General features: G+C 63.5%; 14 protein-coding genes. 9 read left to right on the forward strand and 5 right to left on the reverse strand.

The window, feature by feature from the left end:
* Positions 1 to 67: 67 nt before the first annotated feature.
* Positions 68 to 1225, reverse strand: coding sequence for a nucleotidyltransferase family protein (locus tag RFN28_RS01710; protein ID WP_320285620.1), 1158 nt, complete (start codon positions 1223 to 1225; stop codon positions 68 to 70).
* 497 nt (positions 1226 to 1722) lie between these two features.
* On the opposite strand from RFN28_RS01710, the gene RFN28_RS01715 reads away from it, so the two are divergent.
* The 6 genes from RFN28_RS01715 (at position 1723) to RFN28_RS01740 (ending at position 7554) form a co-directional block, all read left to right on the forward strand.
* Positions 1723 to 1875 (forward strand): lasso peptide, encoded by a 153-nt coding sequence (locus tag RFN28_RS01715; RefSeq protein WP_320285621.1) that lies wholly within the window; start codon positions 1723 to 1725, stop codon positions 1873 to 1875.
* A 157-nt stretch (positions 1876 to 2032) separates the two neighbouring features.
* A complete protein-coding gene (locus RFN28_RS01720) occupies positions 2033 to 2332 on the forward strand; it encodes a PqqD family protein (protein ID WP_320285622.1) in 300 nt (99 codons plus the stop codon).
* Entirely contained in the window at positions 2316 to 2732 is a 417-nt protein-coding gene (locus RFN28_RS01725; protein ID WP_320285623.1) for a lasso peptide biosynthesis B2 protein, read from the forward strand. The genes RFN28_RS01720 and RFN28_RS01725 overlap by 17 nt, the downstream gene beginning before the upstream one ends.
* 3 nt (positions 2733 to 2735) lie before the next feature.
* The gene (locus RFN28_RS01730) at positions 2736 to 4658 is read left to right on the forward strand and encodes a lasso peptide isopeptide bond-forming cyclase (protein WP_320285624.1); all 1923 of its coding nucleotides are present in this window, start codon (positions 2736 to 2738) and stop codon (positions 4656 to 4658) included.
* On the forward strand, positions 4655 to 5644 hold the full coding sequence (locus tag RFN28_RS01735; RefSeq protein ID WP_320285625.1) for a phosphoenolpyruvate carboxykinase (ATP): 990 nt from the start codon (positions 4655 to 4657) through the stop codon (positions 5642 to 5644). Before RFN28_RS01730 ends, RFN28_RS01735 begins: the two co-directional genes overlap by 4 nt.
* Before the next feature lie 8 nt (positions 5645 to 5652).
* Positions 5653 to 7554, forward strand: coding sequence for an ABC transporter ATP-binding protein (locus RFN28_RS01740; RefSeq protein ID WP_320285626.1), 1902 nt, complete (start codon positions 5653 to 5655; stop codon positions 7552 to 7554).
* Here the strand turns inward: RFN28_RS01740 and RFN28_RS01745 are convergent.
* Positions 7525 to 7791 carry an exopolysaccharide production repressor protein gene (locus tag RFN28_RS01745; protein ID WP_320285627.1) on the reverse strand — a complete coding sequence of 89 codons (267 nt, stop codon included), beginning with the start codon at positions 7789 to 7791 and terminating at the stop codon, positions 7525 to 7527. The two genes, RFN28_RS01740 and RFN28_RS01745, sit on opposite strands and share 30 nt — an antisense overlap.
* A 608-nt stretch (positions 7792 to 8399) precedes the next feature.
* Between RFN28_RS01745 and RFN28_RS01750 the strand changes: the two genes are divergently transcribed.
* The 3 genes from RFN28_RS01750 (at position 8400) to RFN28_RS01760 (ending at position 11647) form a co-directional block, all read left to right on the forward strand.
* Positions 8400 to 9077: a sugar transferase gene (locus tag RFN28_RS01750; RefSeq protein WP_320285628.1), complete on the forward strand. Its 678-nt coding sequence runs from the start codon at positions 8400 to 8402 to the stop codon at positions 9075 to 9077.
* 182 nt (positions 9078 to 9259) lie between these two features.
* On the forward strand, positions 9260 to 10438 hold the full coding sequence (locus tag RFN28_RS01755) for a polysaccharide biosynthesis/export family protein (protein ID WP_320285655.1): 1179 nt from the start codon (positions 9260 to 9262) through the stop codon (positions 10436 to 10438).
* Positions 10439 to 10552: 114 nt separating this feature from the next.
* Positions 10553 to 11647 (forward strand): acyltransferase family protein, encoded by a 1095-nt coding sequence (locus RFN28_RS01760; protein WP_320285629.1) that lies wholly within the window; start codon positions 10553 to 10555, stop codon positions 11645 to 11647.
* 161 nt (positions 11648 to 11808) lie between these two features.
* Here RFN28_RS01760 and RFN28_RS01765 read toward each other — a convergent pair whose 3' ends face one another.
* The 3 genes from RFN28_RS01765 to RFN28_RS01775 all read right to left on the reverse strand — a co-directional run.
* The gene (locus RFN28_RS01765) at positions 11809 to 13092 is read right to left on the reverse strand and encodes an O-antigen ligase family protein (RefSeq protein ID WP_320285630.1); all 1284 of its coding nucleotides are present in this window, start codon (positions 13090 to 13092) and stop codon (positions 11809 to 11811) included.
* A gap of 350 nt (positions 13093 to 13442) precedes the next feature.
* Positions 13443 to 14003 carry a DUF1349 domain-containing protein gene (locus RFN28_RS01770; protein WP_320285631.1) on the reverse strand — a complete coding sequence of 187 codons (561 nt, stop codon included), beginning with the start codon at positions 14001 to 14003 and terminating at the stop codon, positions 13443 to 13445.
* A gap of 33 nt (positions 14004 to 14036) precedes the next feature.
* On the reverse strand, positions 14037 to 15111 hold a 1075-nt coding region (locus tag RFN28_RS01775; RefSeq protein ID WP_320285632.1), incomplete at its 5' end, for an aldehyde dehydrogenase family protein.

The raw sequence follows: 15111 nt of genomic DNA on the forward strand, positions 1-15111 counted from the left end.
GATTCACCTTTCGATTGCATGAGTGCCAGCCAATCCCCTGCCCGAGATGTCGAATGCGAAACCTGTCTCATCCGTTGCTCCGCACGGGCGCGACGGCGTCCGGCCGCTCGAAGATGCGCCGGCTGAGATCGGCGGAGGCTGCCCAGCCGGCTTCGGCCAGATAGCGCACGGGTTCGCGGCCGCAAAGCTCCCACAGCACCGTGCGCCGTTGCGGCCAGCGCAGCGACGACAGCCAAGGCGCGATCACCATGTGGACGAGGTCGGCATTGCCAATGCGCGCCAGGATGCGGGCGGCGCGATCCGAAAGCAGCGTGGCGGTGCCGCCAAGCAGAACATCGGCCGCGCGCAGGCCAAGCAGCAGGGTGTCTGCCAGGCCCTGTTCGGCGGCGTGGTCGAGCGCCATCTGCTGCTCGGCCTCGCTCAGCCGGCTGGCGGCGGCCCTGACGTCGCAGACATAGCCGGCGCAAGGCTCGCGATTGAAGAAGGCCTTGGCAACGCTGATGCAGGACAAGAGCAAGGTGTCGGGCGCCGAAATCAGGGGCATGGCGGTTCCGGCAAGCTCGATCTCGCGCTTGCGGCGCAGGAAGCCGTCGACATCGCGGGGGCTCGGCGAACCCGGCTGCTGCAGCCGATGATGGAGGTCGACCGTGGCGGCCCGCGCCCCATCGTCGCGCACCATATGCTGCTCGCCGAGGAAGCGCACCCACCAGACCGAGCGGGACTTGCCCGCGACCTCGTAGCCTGCCGAGCGGAGGGCTTCGCGAGCGGCGGAGAAACCGGCCGGCGAAACTAATATGTCGACATCGCCGGACGGCTTGATGAAATGGTCGCCGTAGAGCAGGCGCTGCTGGAGCGGCCCCTTGAGGAAGACGAACTCGATCTGCCTGCCCTGCAACACCTGATGGATGGCGATCGTGTCGCCGATGCAGGCGGCGTTCATCGACATGGTGCGGCGGCGATAGCCATCGAGCCATGCGTGCAGCTCGGGCGGCACGGTGCCGGTCGCCCCGCGCGCCAGAGCCTTGAGCACGAAGACTGCGACCTTGTTCAACCTGGCAATGTCGGCAACGTTGGCGACGGAGATTGCCGGAGCCGGTATGGCGCCGTGGTCGGCAGCGCACGCGGCCGGATTGAAGAACAGCCGCAGGCAGGCTTGCACATAGGCGACTTCGTCGGAGCAGCCGGCCGCGCGCAGCCTGTCGTAGGAAGCATCATGCACGGCCATGCCCGATGTTGTTCTCCGCAAAACCGCCCGCGGCGTTTATACCGCAACTGCGAAGAAAAGCATCGCCAAAAATCGGAACGGCCGCCCGGCGAGCTCCGAAGTCACCTCGGCCCCGCAACCGATGCGTTAGATTCGTCGCATAACTGATCACTTTTGGAGACAGTTCGGATAGCTGTTGGGGAAGCCGACAACCCGATATTTTCTGCAGCATCTTCTTCGCAGTTGCGAGATGCGCATGTGGCCAAATGAAATTACCGTAGTTAAAACATGCGCTTATTTAGTCAGCAAAGACGCAACGCTGAACTTTCCGATGGCGTCCGCCCGAAATGAAAATGCCTGCCGCTTCATCACCGACAAAGTCGAACACAACCGACAATTGATGAATACGCGGTAAATCAGGCTTGACTCATAAATGTTGCCATGCAGCAATCGCTTTGCGGCATAGCAATATGCTGGCGGCATTCTCAAGCCGCTTCCAGTCTTAGTTGGAGAGTAGAATGGAACAGAATGTTGAGAAGCAAGAGTACGAGACCCCCAGCCTGACGGTTCATGGTTCGATCGAAACGATCACGCAGGGCGGTGGTGGTACGACGTCGCTCGATGCGTCTTTCCCGGCGGGCACGCCGTTCGACCAGCTCACCTTCTCCTGAGCTTGCTGGCGCCCGGAGCTTGTCGTTGTCGGGGCCCCGGACGCCCCTTTAACGGTGAGCCGGGGGACATGTCCCCCGGCTTCCTGGCCGGGCGATCGCAGGCAACCGGTCCCGGTCCAGGTCACAAGACGCGTGGCGTTCACAGCGAGGTTTTAGGATGCACCGGAACCCATCGGACCATGACCGCGTAGTCGCAACCGGCGATGCGGTGGCCTGCGAATTCGGCGACGGACTGGCGCTGCTCCATCTCAAATCCAACATCTACTATAGCCTGAACGGCGTCGGCGCCTACATTTGGGAGCTGATCCAGGAGCCCCGATCGATCCTCGACATCAGAAGCGCCATGCTGGCGCGCTACGATGTCGATGCCGAGCGCTGCAATGCCGATGTCGAAGGCCTGCTCAAGGGGCTGATCGAAGCCGGACTTGCGAGGCTCCATCATGAGGAACTGGTTTAGGCTCCGCTCGCTCAGCGGCCCTCAGATGCTGTTTCTGGCACGCTGCCTGGCAGTGGTCGGCGCCGTGCGGCTCGGGCTGACGCTCTCCTCCTATAACCGCATCCGCAGCCTGGTGACGCGGCTGGATGCGAGGAATGACGCTGATATCGCCGATCTGCGGCGCGTCGCTTGGGGTGTTGCCGCCGCCGCCCGTTTCGTGCCTGGCGCAAGCTGCCTCACCCAGGCCCTCGCGGGACACTATCTGCTTGCTCGTCAGGGCAATGCCTCGAAGATCTGTATCGGCATCGAGCGCAACAGCGGCGCCGAACTCAACGCGCATGCGTGGCTGATCAGTGGCGACCACATCGTGCTCGGCGGCTCGATCAACGGCTTCGCCCATCTCGTCGATCACGGGCAATAGGCCATGAGCGGCATCGCCGGAATTCTGCTGAGGCAAGACGGCAAGCCCCCCGGATCAGCCGACATCCAGCAAATGCTTTCGCGCATGCGCCACCGCGCCCGCGACGGCAGCTCGTGGTGGACGGATAGGAACGCGGTGCTTGGCCATGCCTGGCTCGACACGACCGGCGAGAGCGGACCGGGCCCGCTGACGATGGCCGGTGGCAACCTCGCCATCACGGCCGATTGCCGGCTGGACAACCGCGACGAGCTCTTGGCGCGGCTCGGCATACACGACCGGTCAGTCGCCGACGCGACGCTTTTTATGGGCGCCTATCTCAGATGGGGCGAGACCTGTGCGACCTATCTGCAGGGCGATTTCGCCTTCGCGATCTGGGATGCCGAGCGCCGGGCGCTGTTCTGCGCGCGCGACCATTTCGGCATCAAGCCATTCTATTATCACGCGACCGCCAAACGCTTCGCGTTTGCCTCGGAGATTGGCCCTCTGCTGGCCCTAGATGGGGTCGGCACGCGCATCAGCGAGCATCAGATCTCCGGCTTCCTTGCCGGATTGCCCGACGATCCGCAGTCGACCCATTATGCCGCAATCTTCCGCTTGCCGGCCCGCCACACCCTTACGGTGACGGACAGTCAGGTGATCCTTCGCCCCTACTGGCAGATCGAGCCTTCGCCAAGGCCGCTGCGCTCGGACGCGGCCGAGGAATTCAGGCATCTCTTCTCCCAGTCGGTGCGGAACCGGATGCGTGACACATCGGCCGTGGGCGCGATGCTGAGCGGCGGCCTCGATTCATCCTCGATCGTCTCCGTCGCCGGCCAGCACGCGGCTGCGGAGCGCAGGCCGAAGCTGAAAACCTTTTCGCTGGTCTTCGAGACGGGCTCGGCGATGGATGAGAAGCCCTTCATCGATGTGGTGCTGGGTCAGCACCAGCTCGACAGCACGCTGATCGCTGTCGGCAACTATGCGCCCTTCGCCGAGTTCGAGCGCATCCTGGAGGAGCAGGAAGGAACGTTCCTGGCGCCCGGCCTGTCGCTGACACGCAGCATCTACCGGACCGCCGGCACCAACGGGGTAAAGGTGCTGCTCGACGGCCATGGTGGCGACGAGGTTGTTTCACATGGATATGGGCTGCTGCATGAGCTTGCCAATGAGGGCCGATGGCTGGCGCTTTGGCGCGAGCTTCACGGCGCCGCCGACACCTACGGCGTAGGCATGCTCGCCATGTATTTCCGGTTCCTGGCCATCTACGGACCCGCATGTCGGATCGCGAGATGGAGAAGCCGGATGAACCGGCTTCTTTCCCGGTTACGGCTGGAGCCCGCAGCGCCTGCACGCGGACCGGCCTGGGGCGGCCTGGTCAACGCCGAGCTTGCCAGGCGAACCGACCTGGTCGAGCGCTTCCACCGGGCCGGCTACATGCCCTCCAGCGTCAGCGCCAGCGAGGCGCTAACCCATCGCTGGGTGCTCTCGACCGGGCTGGTGCCGCATGCTTTCGAAGTGCTCGACAAGGCGGCGGCCAATTTCGGCGTCGAGCCGCGCTATCCGTTCTGGGACAAGCCGCTGGTCGAGTTCTGCCTGGCGCTGCCCGGCGAGGAAAAGCTGCATTACGGCTTCGGCCGCCTTGTGCTGCGCCGCGCCATGGAAGGCGTGCTGCCGCCGGCAGTGCAGTGGCGGCGGGACAAGATCGATTTCACCGCCATCCTGGTCAAAGGCATGCTCCGCAACCATCGCGACCTCATGGACAAGATGCTGGTGTCGGAAGGCGACCGCATCGCGCCCTATGTCGATCTGGGCGAGGTCAACGCCGCCTATGCGAGGCTGCTCAACAAGCCTGACGAAGCCGCGCTGCTCGACGTCCAATATGTCTGGCGCTCGATCTCGCTGTCGCTCTGGCTGCGGCAGGTCCAGCCGACGGGGAGCCTCGCATGAATGTTTCAATCGCTCCCCTCGCCACCCGGCCGGAACCCGATATCGGCGCCGAAGGCCGGAGCGGGCGCGTTCGCCGCTTCTACAAGGCCTATGGTCTGACGATCAGTTCGGAGGTGGCGCTGCCGGAGCTGCAACCGGCGATGCCCGCGGAGCCCGACATCGTGATCGCAGTCGGGCCGATCGACTTTCCCAGACCCGCGGCGGAGGGAGGAACCGCCTTTCGTTTCGAACCGACGCGCCAGTATCTCTCCTGGCAAGCCGTCGGCACCTTCCTGATCAGCGATGCTTCCAGGATCGATGTCGATCCGGAGCCGGACATCGACGATCCGCTGCTCGCCTTCCCGCTTCTGGGACCTGTGCTGGCACTGCTTCTGCATCAGCGCGGCCTGCTCATCCTCCATGCCAGCGCGACCGCCGTGGGCGGCCAAAGCGTGATCTTCATGGGCGACAAGGGTGCCGGCAAGTCGACCACCGCGGGCGCGATGATCCGCGCCGGTCACCTTCTGCTTACCGACGATGTGGTCGCGCTGGACCTGTCCAACTCCTCCCGGCCGTTGATCCTGCCCGGTTTCCCGCAGCTCAAGCTCGCAACGGATGCCACCGACGCCATCAGAATTGAACAAGCGGAAGTGCGCCCTCAGGTTCATCCGCAAATCGAAAAGGCGCAGCATCGCCTGTGCGAAGGATTCTCCGGTGGAGCCGTGCCGGCGGCCCGAACCTACGTGCTGGAGCGCGGCGAGCGGGCGGCTATCGCGCCGCTGCCGGGTGCCGCCGCCCTGCCGGCGATCATCAAATTCTCCTATGTCACCCGGTTCGGCCGGCAGGCGCTGGTGGGCGATCGCGCGTCCACGCATCTCAGTCAATGCGCGCAGCTTGCCGCCGGGATCGGCGTCCGCCGTCTCGAAGTGCCGGACGGCCTGGAGCGGATCGATGAAGCCGTTGCCCTGGTCGAGCGCGATCTGGCAACCGGCGCGCAGGCGAGGTGAGCAGAGGCATGGCCTGGTCCACAAAACTTCGCCTGCCGCTTTTGCGGGACGTCGCCGGCTTCGGCGGCGTGATGGCGCAAATCGGCGGACGGCGCACAGTCACGGCGCTGGCCTTCCTGATTCTGGGAAGCCTGACCGAAGGCCTCTCGATCCTGTTGCTCATCCCGCTCCTGCATCTGATCGGCAATGCCGACCAGGATTTTGCCGTGCGGGTGCCGGGCGCGCTTCGCTGGCTTGCGCCCGGCGGAACGCTGTCGCTGGCCACGGTGCTCTGCCTGCTCGTCGGACTGGTGGCGCTGCAAGCAATGTTCAACCGCTTCAAATCGCTCTACATGGCGCGGCTGCTCTACGACTTCGTCAACCGCGTGCGCATGAACCTGTTCGAGAGCATCGGCAAGGCGCGCTGGGGCGTCTTCACCCGCATGCGCAGCTCCGATCTCGACCATGCGCTGACCGGCGATATCGACCGGGTGCAGGCTGCCGCCTTCTCGCTGCTGATGCTCGCCCAGACGACGCTCCTGCTCGCAGGCTATCTCGCGGTCTCGCTGTTCATCTCGCCGGTGATGACATACTTCGCCATCCTCATCGGCGTGCTTTTGTTCATCGCGCTGCAGCCATTCCGGGCGCGCGCCACCGCATACGGTCGCGTGCTGACCAGCCGCCGCCAGGAGCAGTACCGCACGGTCTCGGAGTTCCTGGGCGGTATCAAGGTGGCCAAGAGCCTGAATGTCGAGGCCAGCTATTTCGCGCAGCTCCGCGCGACGCTGGAGACGATGAAGGCCGACAACATCGCCTATGTCCGCAACAGCACGATCGGCACCGCGCTGTTCCAGGTGGCGAGCGTGATCGGGCTCAGCCTGTTCATCTATATCGCGCTGGTGCGCTTCCATCTGTCGCTCGCCGAGATCGTCGTGCTGCTTCTGGTCTTCATGCGGGTCGCGCCCCGCTTCATGGAGATGCAGACGCAGGCGCAGCAGGTGCTGATCAACCTGCCGGCCTATGGCGCCATGCAGGCCCTGCAGGCGCGCTTCGACGCCGAGCGCGAGATGGAGCCGGGCGATGGCGGGCAGGACGGCGGGCTGTCGCTCAAAACCGGCCTCGACATCCGCGACTTGTCCTTCGCCTATGGCAACAACAGCGATGGACGGCCGGTGGTCAGCAGCATCACCTTCGGGCTTCCCGCCGGCAAGGTGACGGCGCTGATCGGCCCGTCCGGCTCGGGCAAGAGCACGATAGCCGACATGCTGCTTGGGCTGCTCGAGCCGACCGAAGGCAGGATCCTGGCCGACGGCGTCGAGATCACCACCAAGAACCGCAGGGCTTGGCGCGATCAGGTGGCCTATGTGCCGCAGGATGTGTTCCTGCTGCACGATACCGTTGCCGCCAATCTGCGCCTTGCCGCGCCCCAGGCCGGCGATGAGGAGCTTTGGGCGGCGCTCAAGAAGGCGAATGCGGCCGATTTCGTCGAGCGGCTCGACCTCAGGCTGGAAACGGTGGTGGGCGACCGCGGCGTCCGGCTCTCGGGCGGCGAACGCCAGCGCGTCGCGCTGGCGCGGGCGCTGCTGCGCAAGCCCTCGCTGCTCATCCTCGACGAGGCGACGAGCGCGCTCGACTGGCAGAATCAGTCGCTGGTCGCCCAATCGATCGACGTGCTGCGGGGAGAGATGACCATCCTCACCATCGCGCACCGGCCGTCGATGATCGCTTTCGCCGACTGGGTCGTGGCCCTCGAAAACGGCCGCGTCGTCGAGGTCGGGCAATATCGGCAACTGAAAGCAAGGTCCGGCAGCCGGCTGGCCAGGATGCTGTCCGGCGAACGAGCCGAACGGGAAACTGCAACACCGGCCGACGGTGCGCCGCTCCCGGCGCCGGCTGAACGGTCAGCGGAGGCTGCCGCGCCTGGCGGTTAGCTTTTCGCCTTCGGCCACCTTGATGCCGCGGTCGGCCTCGCGGATCTTGTCGGCGGGCGTCGGCGTGCTTCTTGCAATCATGGCAAAGACCAGAAGGAAATAACCTACCTGGATGATGACGGCGCAAATGACGGCACGCATGAGAATGGTGCCAAGCGATGCGCCGTCGACATAAGACCAGCCGGCAACGATCGAGAGCGCGAAGATCATCCCGACGATGAATTTTGGCAAAGACATGCTCGTCGGTCCTTCATCCGACACGAGCACGCAAAGGCTGCGACTTACCCACCCGCGTAACTCCCCGTTTCGCCAAAGAGTTATTTCTGGCTGCCCAATTCGGCCGGTTGCTTACCGGCCTTTCCGACCCATCCAGACTATGACAGAAACAGTTTGCGACTCTATTAAGGCGAGACCTTTGCGGCAATGCCGATCGCAGGTGATATCCAATGAATTTGCGGGATCGACTCTGCCATGCTGCGACGCACACTGCAGCATCGCCACCTATTCACGACGGCCAAATCCCCGATAGTAGAACCCAAAATATTAATTAGTATTTTACGCGAACAACTTACCGAGGCGAGTGATTCTGACCGATTGCAACCGCCGTTTGTCTGCAGCAAAGAATGCTCTGCCCAAAAACAGCCCAAAAGCTGCACTACATTTCCCGAAATTCCCATCACCTTGTCATAAACATGCCACAAAGGCCAAAATTTGGGCACGGTAGGTTTATTATTTGGTCAATTCATGACGCGAACATTTCATGCGAATGGGAAATTGTGTGTTGCGCTGCAGCATTTTTTTGGTATCGTGCCATAAACCATTCGTTCAACGTATGGAGCTTCTGCATGAGGGACGTCGCCAAGTCGGTTAATGCGGGTTTTTCGCAGGCCGGCGTTGATTTTCCACCCCCCATCGGCGGTCTGCTCAAACGCAGTTTCGATATCGTCGGTTCCCTGGCTGGCTTGGTTCTGCTCAGCCCGCTCTTCCTGATGGTCGCCCTGCTGGTCAAGCTTTCCGACGGCGGTTCGATCTTCTATGGCCACAAGCGAATCGGTCGCGGTGGAAGGATATTCGCCTGCCTCAAATTCCGCACCATGGTTCAGGACGGCGAGCGGGTGCTGGCCGCGCACCTCGCCGCCAATCCGGACGCCGCGGCCGAATGGGCCGCGACGCGTAAGCTGAAGAACGATCCGCGTGTGACGCGGGTCGGCGCTGTTCTGCGCAAGCTCAGCCTCGACGAGCTGCCGCAGATCATCAACATCCTGCAGGGCGACATGAGCCTCGTCGGACCGCGCCCGGTCGTGCGCGACGAGCTCGAGATCTACGGCAGCGCCGCCGTCTATTATCTGAAGTCGCGCCCCGGTCTCACCGGGCTGTGGCAGGTGAGCGGTCGCAACGACGTGTCCTACGACACGCGCGTCGCCTTCGATCGCCACTATGTCGAGAACTGGTCGATGGTCGAGGACATTCGCATCATCGTCAAAACCGTGCCTGCCGTGTGGATGTCGCGCGGCAGCTATTGACCGCCATGCCTGGCCCGCCGAACCCCAGGGCAGGCATCCGGCAGTGATCTCATCGGGCGGATGGGGCCAAAGCGGATCGGAAACGTTCATTGAAAAAGCACCCCTTCGGACTCTTTTCCAAGGCGCCCAGCCGGTTTGCGGCCGTGGCGCTTGCCCTGTCTCTAGCAGCCCCGACCACGGCGATGGCCGAAGACTATCGTCTCGGGCCGCAAGACAAGCTCAACATTCGCGTCGCCGAATGGCAGACGGTCGACGGCACGTTCCGCGACTGGTCGGCAATCAACGGTGACTATTCGGTCGGCCCGGCCGGCACGCTCTCGGTGCCGTTTGTCGGCGAGATGCAGGCGGCTGGCAAGACGACGTCGGAGGTCGCAGCGGCAATCGGGCTTGCCCTGCAGCGCAAGCTGGCGCTGCCCGACAAGCCTGAAGCCTCCGTCGAAATGGCGCAGTTCCGGCCATTCTACATTTCGGGCGAAGTTCAGAATCCCGGCCAGTTTCCTTATGTGCCCGACCTCACCGTGCTGAAGGCGGTGAGCATCGCGGGCGGTATCCGGCGCGGCGCCGACTTCGGTCCTCAACTCGGCAAGGACCTGATCACCGCCAAGGGCAATTTCGATATCTACGACGACCAGCGGGTGCGGCTGCTCGTCAAGCGCGCCCGCATCGATGCGGACCTCGCCGGCAAGGCGAGCTTCGACGTTCCGAAGGAGGTCGAGGGCGATCCGAGACTGCAGGCCATCGTTGCCGACGAAATGCAGATCCTGCAGTCCGACCAGAAAGCGCTGAAGCTAAAGCTGGATGCGCTGGATGACCTGAAAGGGGTTCTGCAGGGCGAGATCGAATCGCTGCAGAAGAAGATCGTCAACCAGCAGCAGCAGGTCGATCTGGCGCAGCAGCAACTCGCCAGCATCGGTCCGCTGGCGCAGAAGGGTCTGATCGCCAACGCCCGACTGTTCGACTCGAAACAGTCGGTGGCCGACCTGCAGGGCAAGATCCTCGATTATGAAACGGCCATCCTCACAGCCAAACAGTCGATCAGCAAGGCGACCCAGGACGCCATCGATGCCCGCAATAAGCTGAGCTCGAGCCTCGCCGCCGATCGGCAGCAGACCGAAGCCGACCTGAACGAGGCATCGTTGAGAGTGGGCATGCAGAAGGGACTGATCGCCCAGGCGTCGGATCCCGCCACGGCAGCTGCGATCACAACCGGCCAACAACCGAACCTCCTCTACTCGCTGGTGCGCGTCGTCGACGGCAAAACGAGCGAGGTCGACGCCAAGGACGACACGCCGGTGCTGCCAGGCGACGTGATCAAGGTGAAGCTGGCGCCGACGGCCGGCCCGCCGATGGCCAGCCAGTAGAATTCCACGCGCCGGGCCACGTCATGGCGGCCCGCGCGACGGAGGCGGGAGGAACAAGCTCGTTCGCGCCAAGGTGCGGGCGGGCGATCTGTTTGAACCGCTTGAAGGCATCAAATGAAAGCCGTCGCTCCGCGTCACGTCTACCTCAACCTCGACGCCATCCGCGGCGTGGCGGCGATCAGCGTGATGCTCTATCACTTCTCGCCCTTCCTTGCCGACGGCAAGGTGCTGCCGTCGAGCTATCTCGCGGTCGACCTGTTCTTCCTGCTCAGCGGCTTCGTCATCGCCCACGCCTACGACCGCAAGATCGAGAACGGCATGGGCTTCGGCAGCTTCCTGGCCGTCCGCCTGATACGCCTCTATCCGCTCTACCTCGCCGGCACGCTGCTCGGCTGCTTCTACCTGCTGATCAAGAACAGGCTGATGCCAGCGGAACACACGCCGATGGCCGAGATCGGCACGCTGCTGACGACGGGCATGTTCTTCATCCCGCTGGTCGGCGATGCCTACCACACCATCTTTCCGCTCAACCCCGCCTCGTGGTCGCTGTTCTTCGAGCTGATCGTCAACATCGCCTATGTCGCCGTCTTCTTCCTCCTGTCGCGGCGCGTGCTGACGGTGCTGGTCGCGGTCAGCCTCGTGCTGCTGGTCGTCGCCTCGGTGATCGCCGGCACGCTCGACTTCGGCATGACCGGCAAGACCATCATTAGCGGCCTGCCGCGCGTATCGTTCTCCTTCTTCCTGGGCGTGCTGCTGTGCCGGTCGATGGCGCGCTACCAGGGCAGCCTCGGCCTCCTGCGACGCGGCTTTTGGGTCGAGGCCGCGATCCTCTTCACGCTGGTCGTCTTCGCTATCGCGCCCGCGAATGCCGGCGGGCGCGTAGCCTACGATCTCGCCTCCGTCGCCATCGTCTTCCCGATCATGGTGGTGACCGGCGCCGTGGCGCCGACCGCTCCGTCGCTGGCAGGCTTCTACGGCTGGCTGGGGCGGATTTCCTATCCGATCTACATCATCCACACGCCGATGCTGATGATCATCGCCGGCGCCGGCAAGGCCGTATCGGTCGACCCGTTCGCGCACCATCCCTGGTTCGGCGTCGTGATGGCCGTCGCGGTCATCGTCATCGCCGACATCGCCACGCGCATCTACGACGAGCCCTTGCGCCGCTTCCTGCAGCGGCAAATGCAACGCTCACGCGCGGTAGCCTAGAGCGGTCCACCGTTTCACGGAACCGCAGAACCGCTCTATCTCTCTTGTTTTGACGCAATTCCGGACGGAAAACCGTTTCACGCTTTTCCTGGAATGCTCCAGGACCTTCTCCGCGATTCCAGCGGCAACCTGCTCAACATTCCTGCAATAGCCCCGGCCGATCAGATCGGAGCCGGCATGCGGCCGTTCGCAGGCTTCTGATCCGCCACCGGAACGGTGACCCGCCGCCGCCGGGCAACCGGCATCGGGCTCAGCTTGAACAGGCCATAATAGACGATGAAGGAGGCCATGAAATAGGGGCCGAGTGTCTCGACCTCGAAGAAGGAGCGGATCAGCATCAGCCCGACCGCGCCGGCAAGCACAACCGAATCGGCCTTCCAGGCGCCGAACACCACCTTCGAGATATGGCCGTAGAAGGCGCGCAGGATGATCAGCGCCAGCATGGTGACGCCGACGAAGCCGGTCTCGACCAAGGTCTCGATATAAGTGTTGTGGAAATGGAAGCCGGTGCGGGTCGTGATGTAGAACTCCGCCCACAAGCGTTCCGGGTCGGCGAAGCCCTGCACCCAGTAGGCGGCATAGCCGTAGCCAAGCAGCAGATGTTGCTGCGCCGCCTCCCAACCCTGCTGCCAGAGATAGGTACGGCCAGTCAGCGTCGAATCCTTGCCGAAGATGCCGAGCACGACGTCCAGCAGGCCAAGGTTCAGCGCAGCCACCACGCTGGCCACCAGCGCGCCGCCGCCGACAATGAACAGCACGCGGCGATAGCGGCGCGACAGGACCTTGCTCATGGTTAGCAGCGCCACGATGCCGAGCACGGCCGGCAGCGAGGCGACGGAGGTCGCCGAGTGGGCGATCGCCAGCATATATGCCGACAAGAGGATGATCGGTGCGGTCCAGAAGAAGCTCAGCCAGTTGCGCCGGTAGAACCCCAGGAAGATGAGGGAGAAGAAGATGCCGAGCGAGGAGAAGAAACCGACCTGGTTCTTGGAGGAGAAAGCGCCGACGAAATTGACGGTGCCGTCGATTATGTCCAACGCGTAAGCGTTGACTTTCAGTGAATAGAGCAGGACGAGGAAGATGCCAATCAGCGAGCCCAGCACCAGCGTTCGGACGCTGATGGTGCGCGCGGCGACATAAGCGCAGACGATATGCGAGGAATATTGCACCGCCGCCCGCGCGCTGATGCCGGCAGCCTGCGACCAGAACACCGAAAAGCAGACATAGGCGGCGAAGAGCAACGGCAGCCAGGCGCTCGACAATTTCCAGGTGAAGCGCCGATAGTCGACAAAGAGCAGCGGCAGCCAGACCGCGTAGTAGGCGAGGATCAGGATCTGGCCGAAATTGCTGGAATAGGCAAAGGCAATGACGGAAACCATGACGGCAAAGGCGCCATAGGCCTTGTTGCCTTCCGGATCGAGCAGAATGGATTTCGGAATCTTCATGCCGGATTTTTGTCCGTTAAGCCCTGGAGCGGTTCAGCGTCCGGTAGAATTGCCAAACGCCGGCGCAAGCCAATGTTCGGCCCGGCCGGAACTCATTGTGCACTGCAGCATAACCTATCGCTCCAGCGCCGGCGGCTCAACCCAAAATGTTGCCGCGGGCAAAAGAGACGGCCATCGGAGGCTTATCGCACTGCGAAAAGGCCGGAATGGGGCGGCGGCGTTAAAGCAGTTCAGCGTTGGCAGAACCAGAACAAGCAGCGCATCCCGCCGAGCCGCCGGGCCCCGAGCGTCAGGCGATGTGCCGTCTTACGCTCCCGTCGAAACGGGAAGGACAGTCCACTTTGCCCGGGTCAGTCGTGCAATTGCCTGGAAATCGGCGGACCGACCGAAAAGTCGGAGAAGGTCACCTCAAAACCTTCGCGCTGCGGCGAGCAGCATATCACCCCGACATCGACGCTCCGCGAGACCGGGAAATAGGCCAGTCGTACCGGCTTCCAGTGGCCATCCGCGGCATCCAGATACTGGATGCGGAGCGCCTCGGCGTGACGGGTCAGGCGGATGCGGACGCCGTTCGGGTCCGCGGAAATGCCGACCAGCGACCAGTCGGACCTGTCGTTGGTAACGACGACGGAGAAATAAGCGAGGCCGTCCGTATATTCGATGCCGGCTTTGATCCAGTGCGTTTCGCTCAGCCGCAGCATCAGCCCGGCCTGATCGTAAAGCACCCTGTAGTCGCCCTTGACCGTGACCTCGGCACTGAAGTCGCCCGCGACCGGCCGATAGAGGAAGTGGCCGTTGTCGCGCCGGAAACCGTAGAAGGTCTCGCGCCAGAAGTCGGTCTCCTTGCCGGTGCGGACATGGAGCGTCCCGTCGCCGAACGCGTGGTGCGGCGGCGGGTTGAGCCAGGCCATTCCGGCGAAGTCCGACATCGTTGTGCCAGCCAGTTAGCCAGCGAATGTATAGGCCGTCTTCACCGTGGTGTAGAACTCCATGGCGTAGCGGCCCTGCTCGCGCGGGCCATAGCTCGAGCCCTTGCGGCCGCCGAACGGCACATGGAAATCGACGCCGGCCGTCGGCAGGTTGACCATCACCATGCCGGCTTCGGAATTGCGCTTGAAATGCGTCGCGTGCTTGAGGCTCGTCGTGCAGATGCCGGAGGTCAGGCCGAACGGTGTGTCGTTGGCGACTGCCAGCGCCTCGTCATAGTCCTTAACGCGGATGACGTTGGCGACAGGGCCAAAAATCTCCTCGCGCGAGATGCGCATGGCGTTGGTGGCGCCGAGGAACAGCGCCGGCCTCAGATAGAATCCGGGCGTCTCGCGCTCCAGCCGCTCGCCGCCGAAGGCGAGCTCGGCGCCTTCCTGGCGGCCGATGGCGATATAATCCTCATCCTGCTTCAGCTGCGTCTGGTCGACGACCGGACCGATCTGCGTCTTGGCACCCAGCGCGTCGCCGATGACGAGCTTGTCCAGGCGCTCCTTCATGGCATCGACGAAGCGGTCGTGGATACCTTCGGTGACGATCAGGCGCGAGGACGCCGTGCAGCGCTGACCGGTCGAGAAATAGGCGCCGTTGATGGCGCAGTCGACAGCAACGGCCAGGTCCGCGTCATCGAGCACGACGAGGGGGTTCTTGCCGCCCATCTCAAGCTGAAACTTGCGCATATGCTCCACACTTGCTGCGGCGACGCGCTTTCCCGTGCCGACCGAGCCGGTGAAGGAGATGGCGTTGACGTCGGGGCTGTCGAGCATGGCCTGGCCGACGATCGATCCCTTGCCCATGACCAGGTTGAGCACGCCTTTCGGCAATCCGGCGCGATGCAGGATGTCCACGATGGTCCAGGCGCTTTCGGGGACCAGCTCCGCCGGCTTGAAGACGATGGTGTTGCCGTAGGCGAGCGCAGGCGCAATCTTCCAGGCGGGGATGGCGATCGGGAAATTCCATGGCGTGATGATGCCGACGACGCCGACCCCTTCGCGGGTCATCTCGACGCCGACACCCGGCCGCACACTCGGCACC

This window comes from Mesorhizobium album, from assembly GCF_033977205.1.
GTDB classification, from domain to species: domain Bacteria; phylum Pseudomonadota; class Alphaproteobacteria; order Rhizobiales; family Rhizobiaceae; genus Mesorhizobium; species Mesorhizobium album.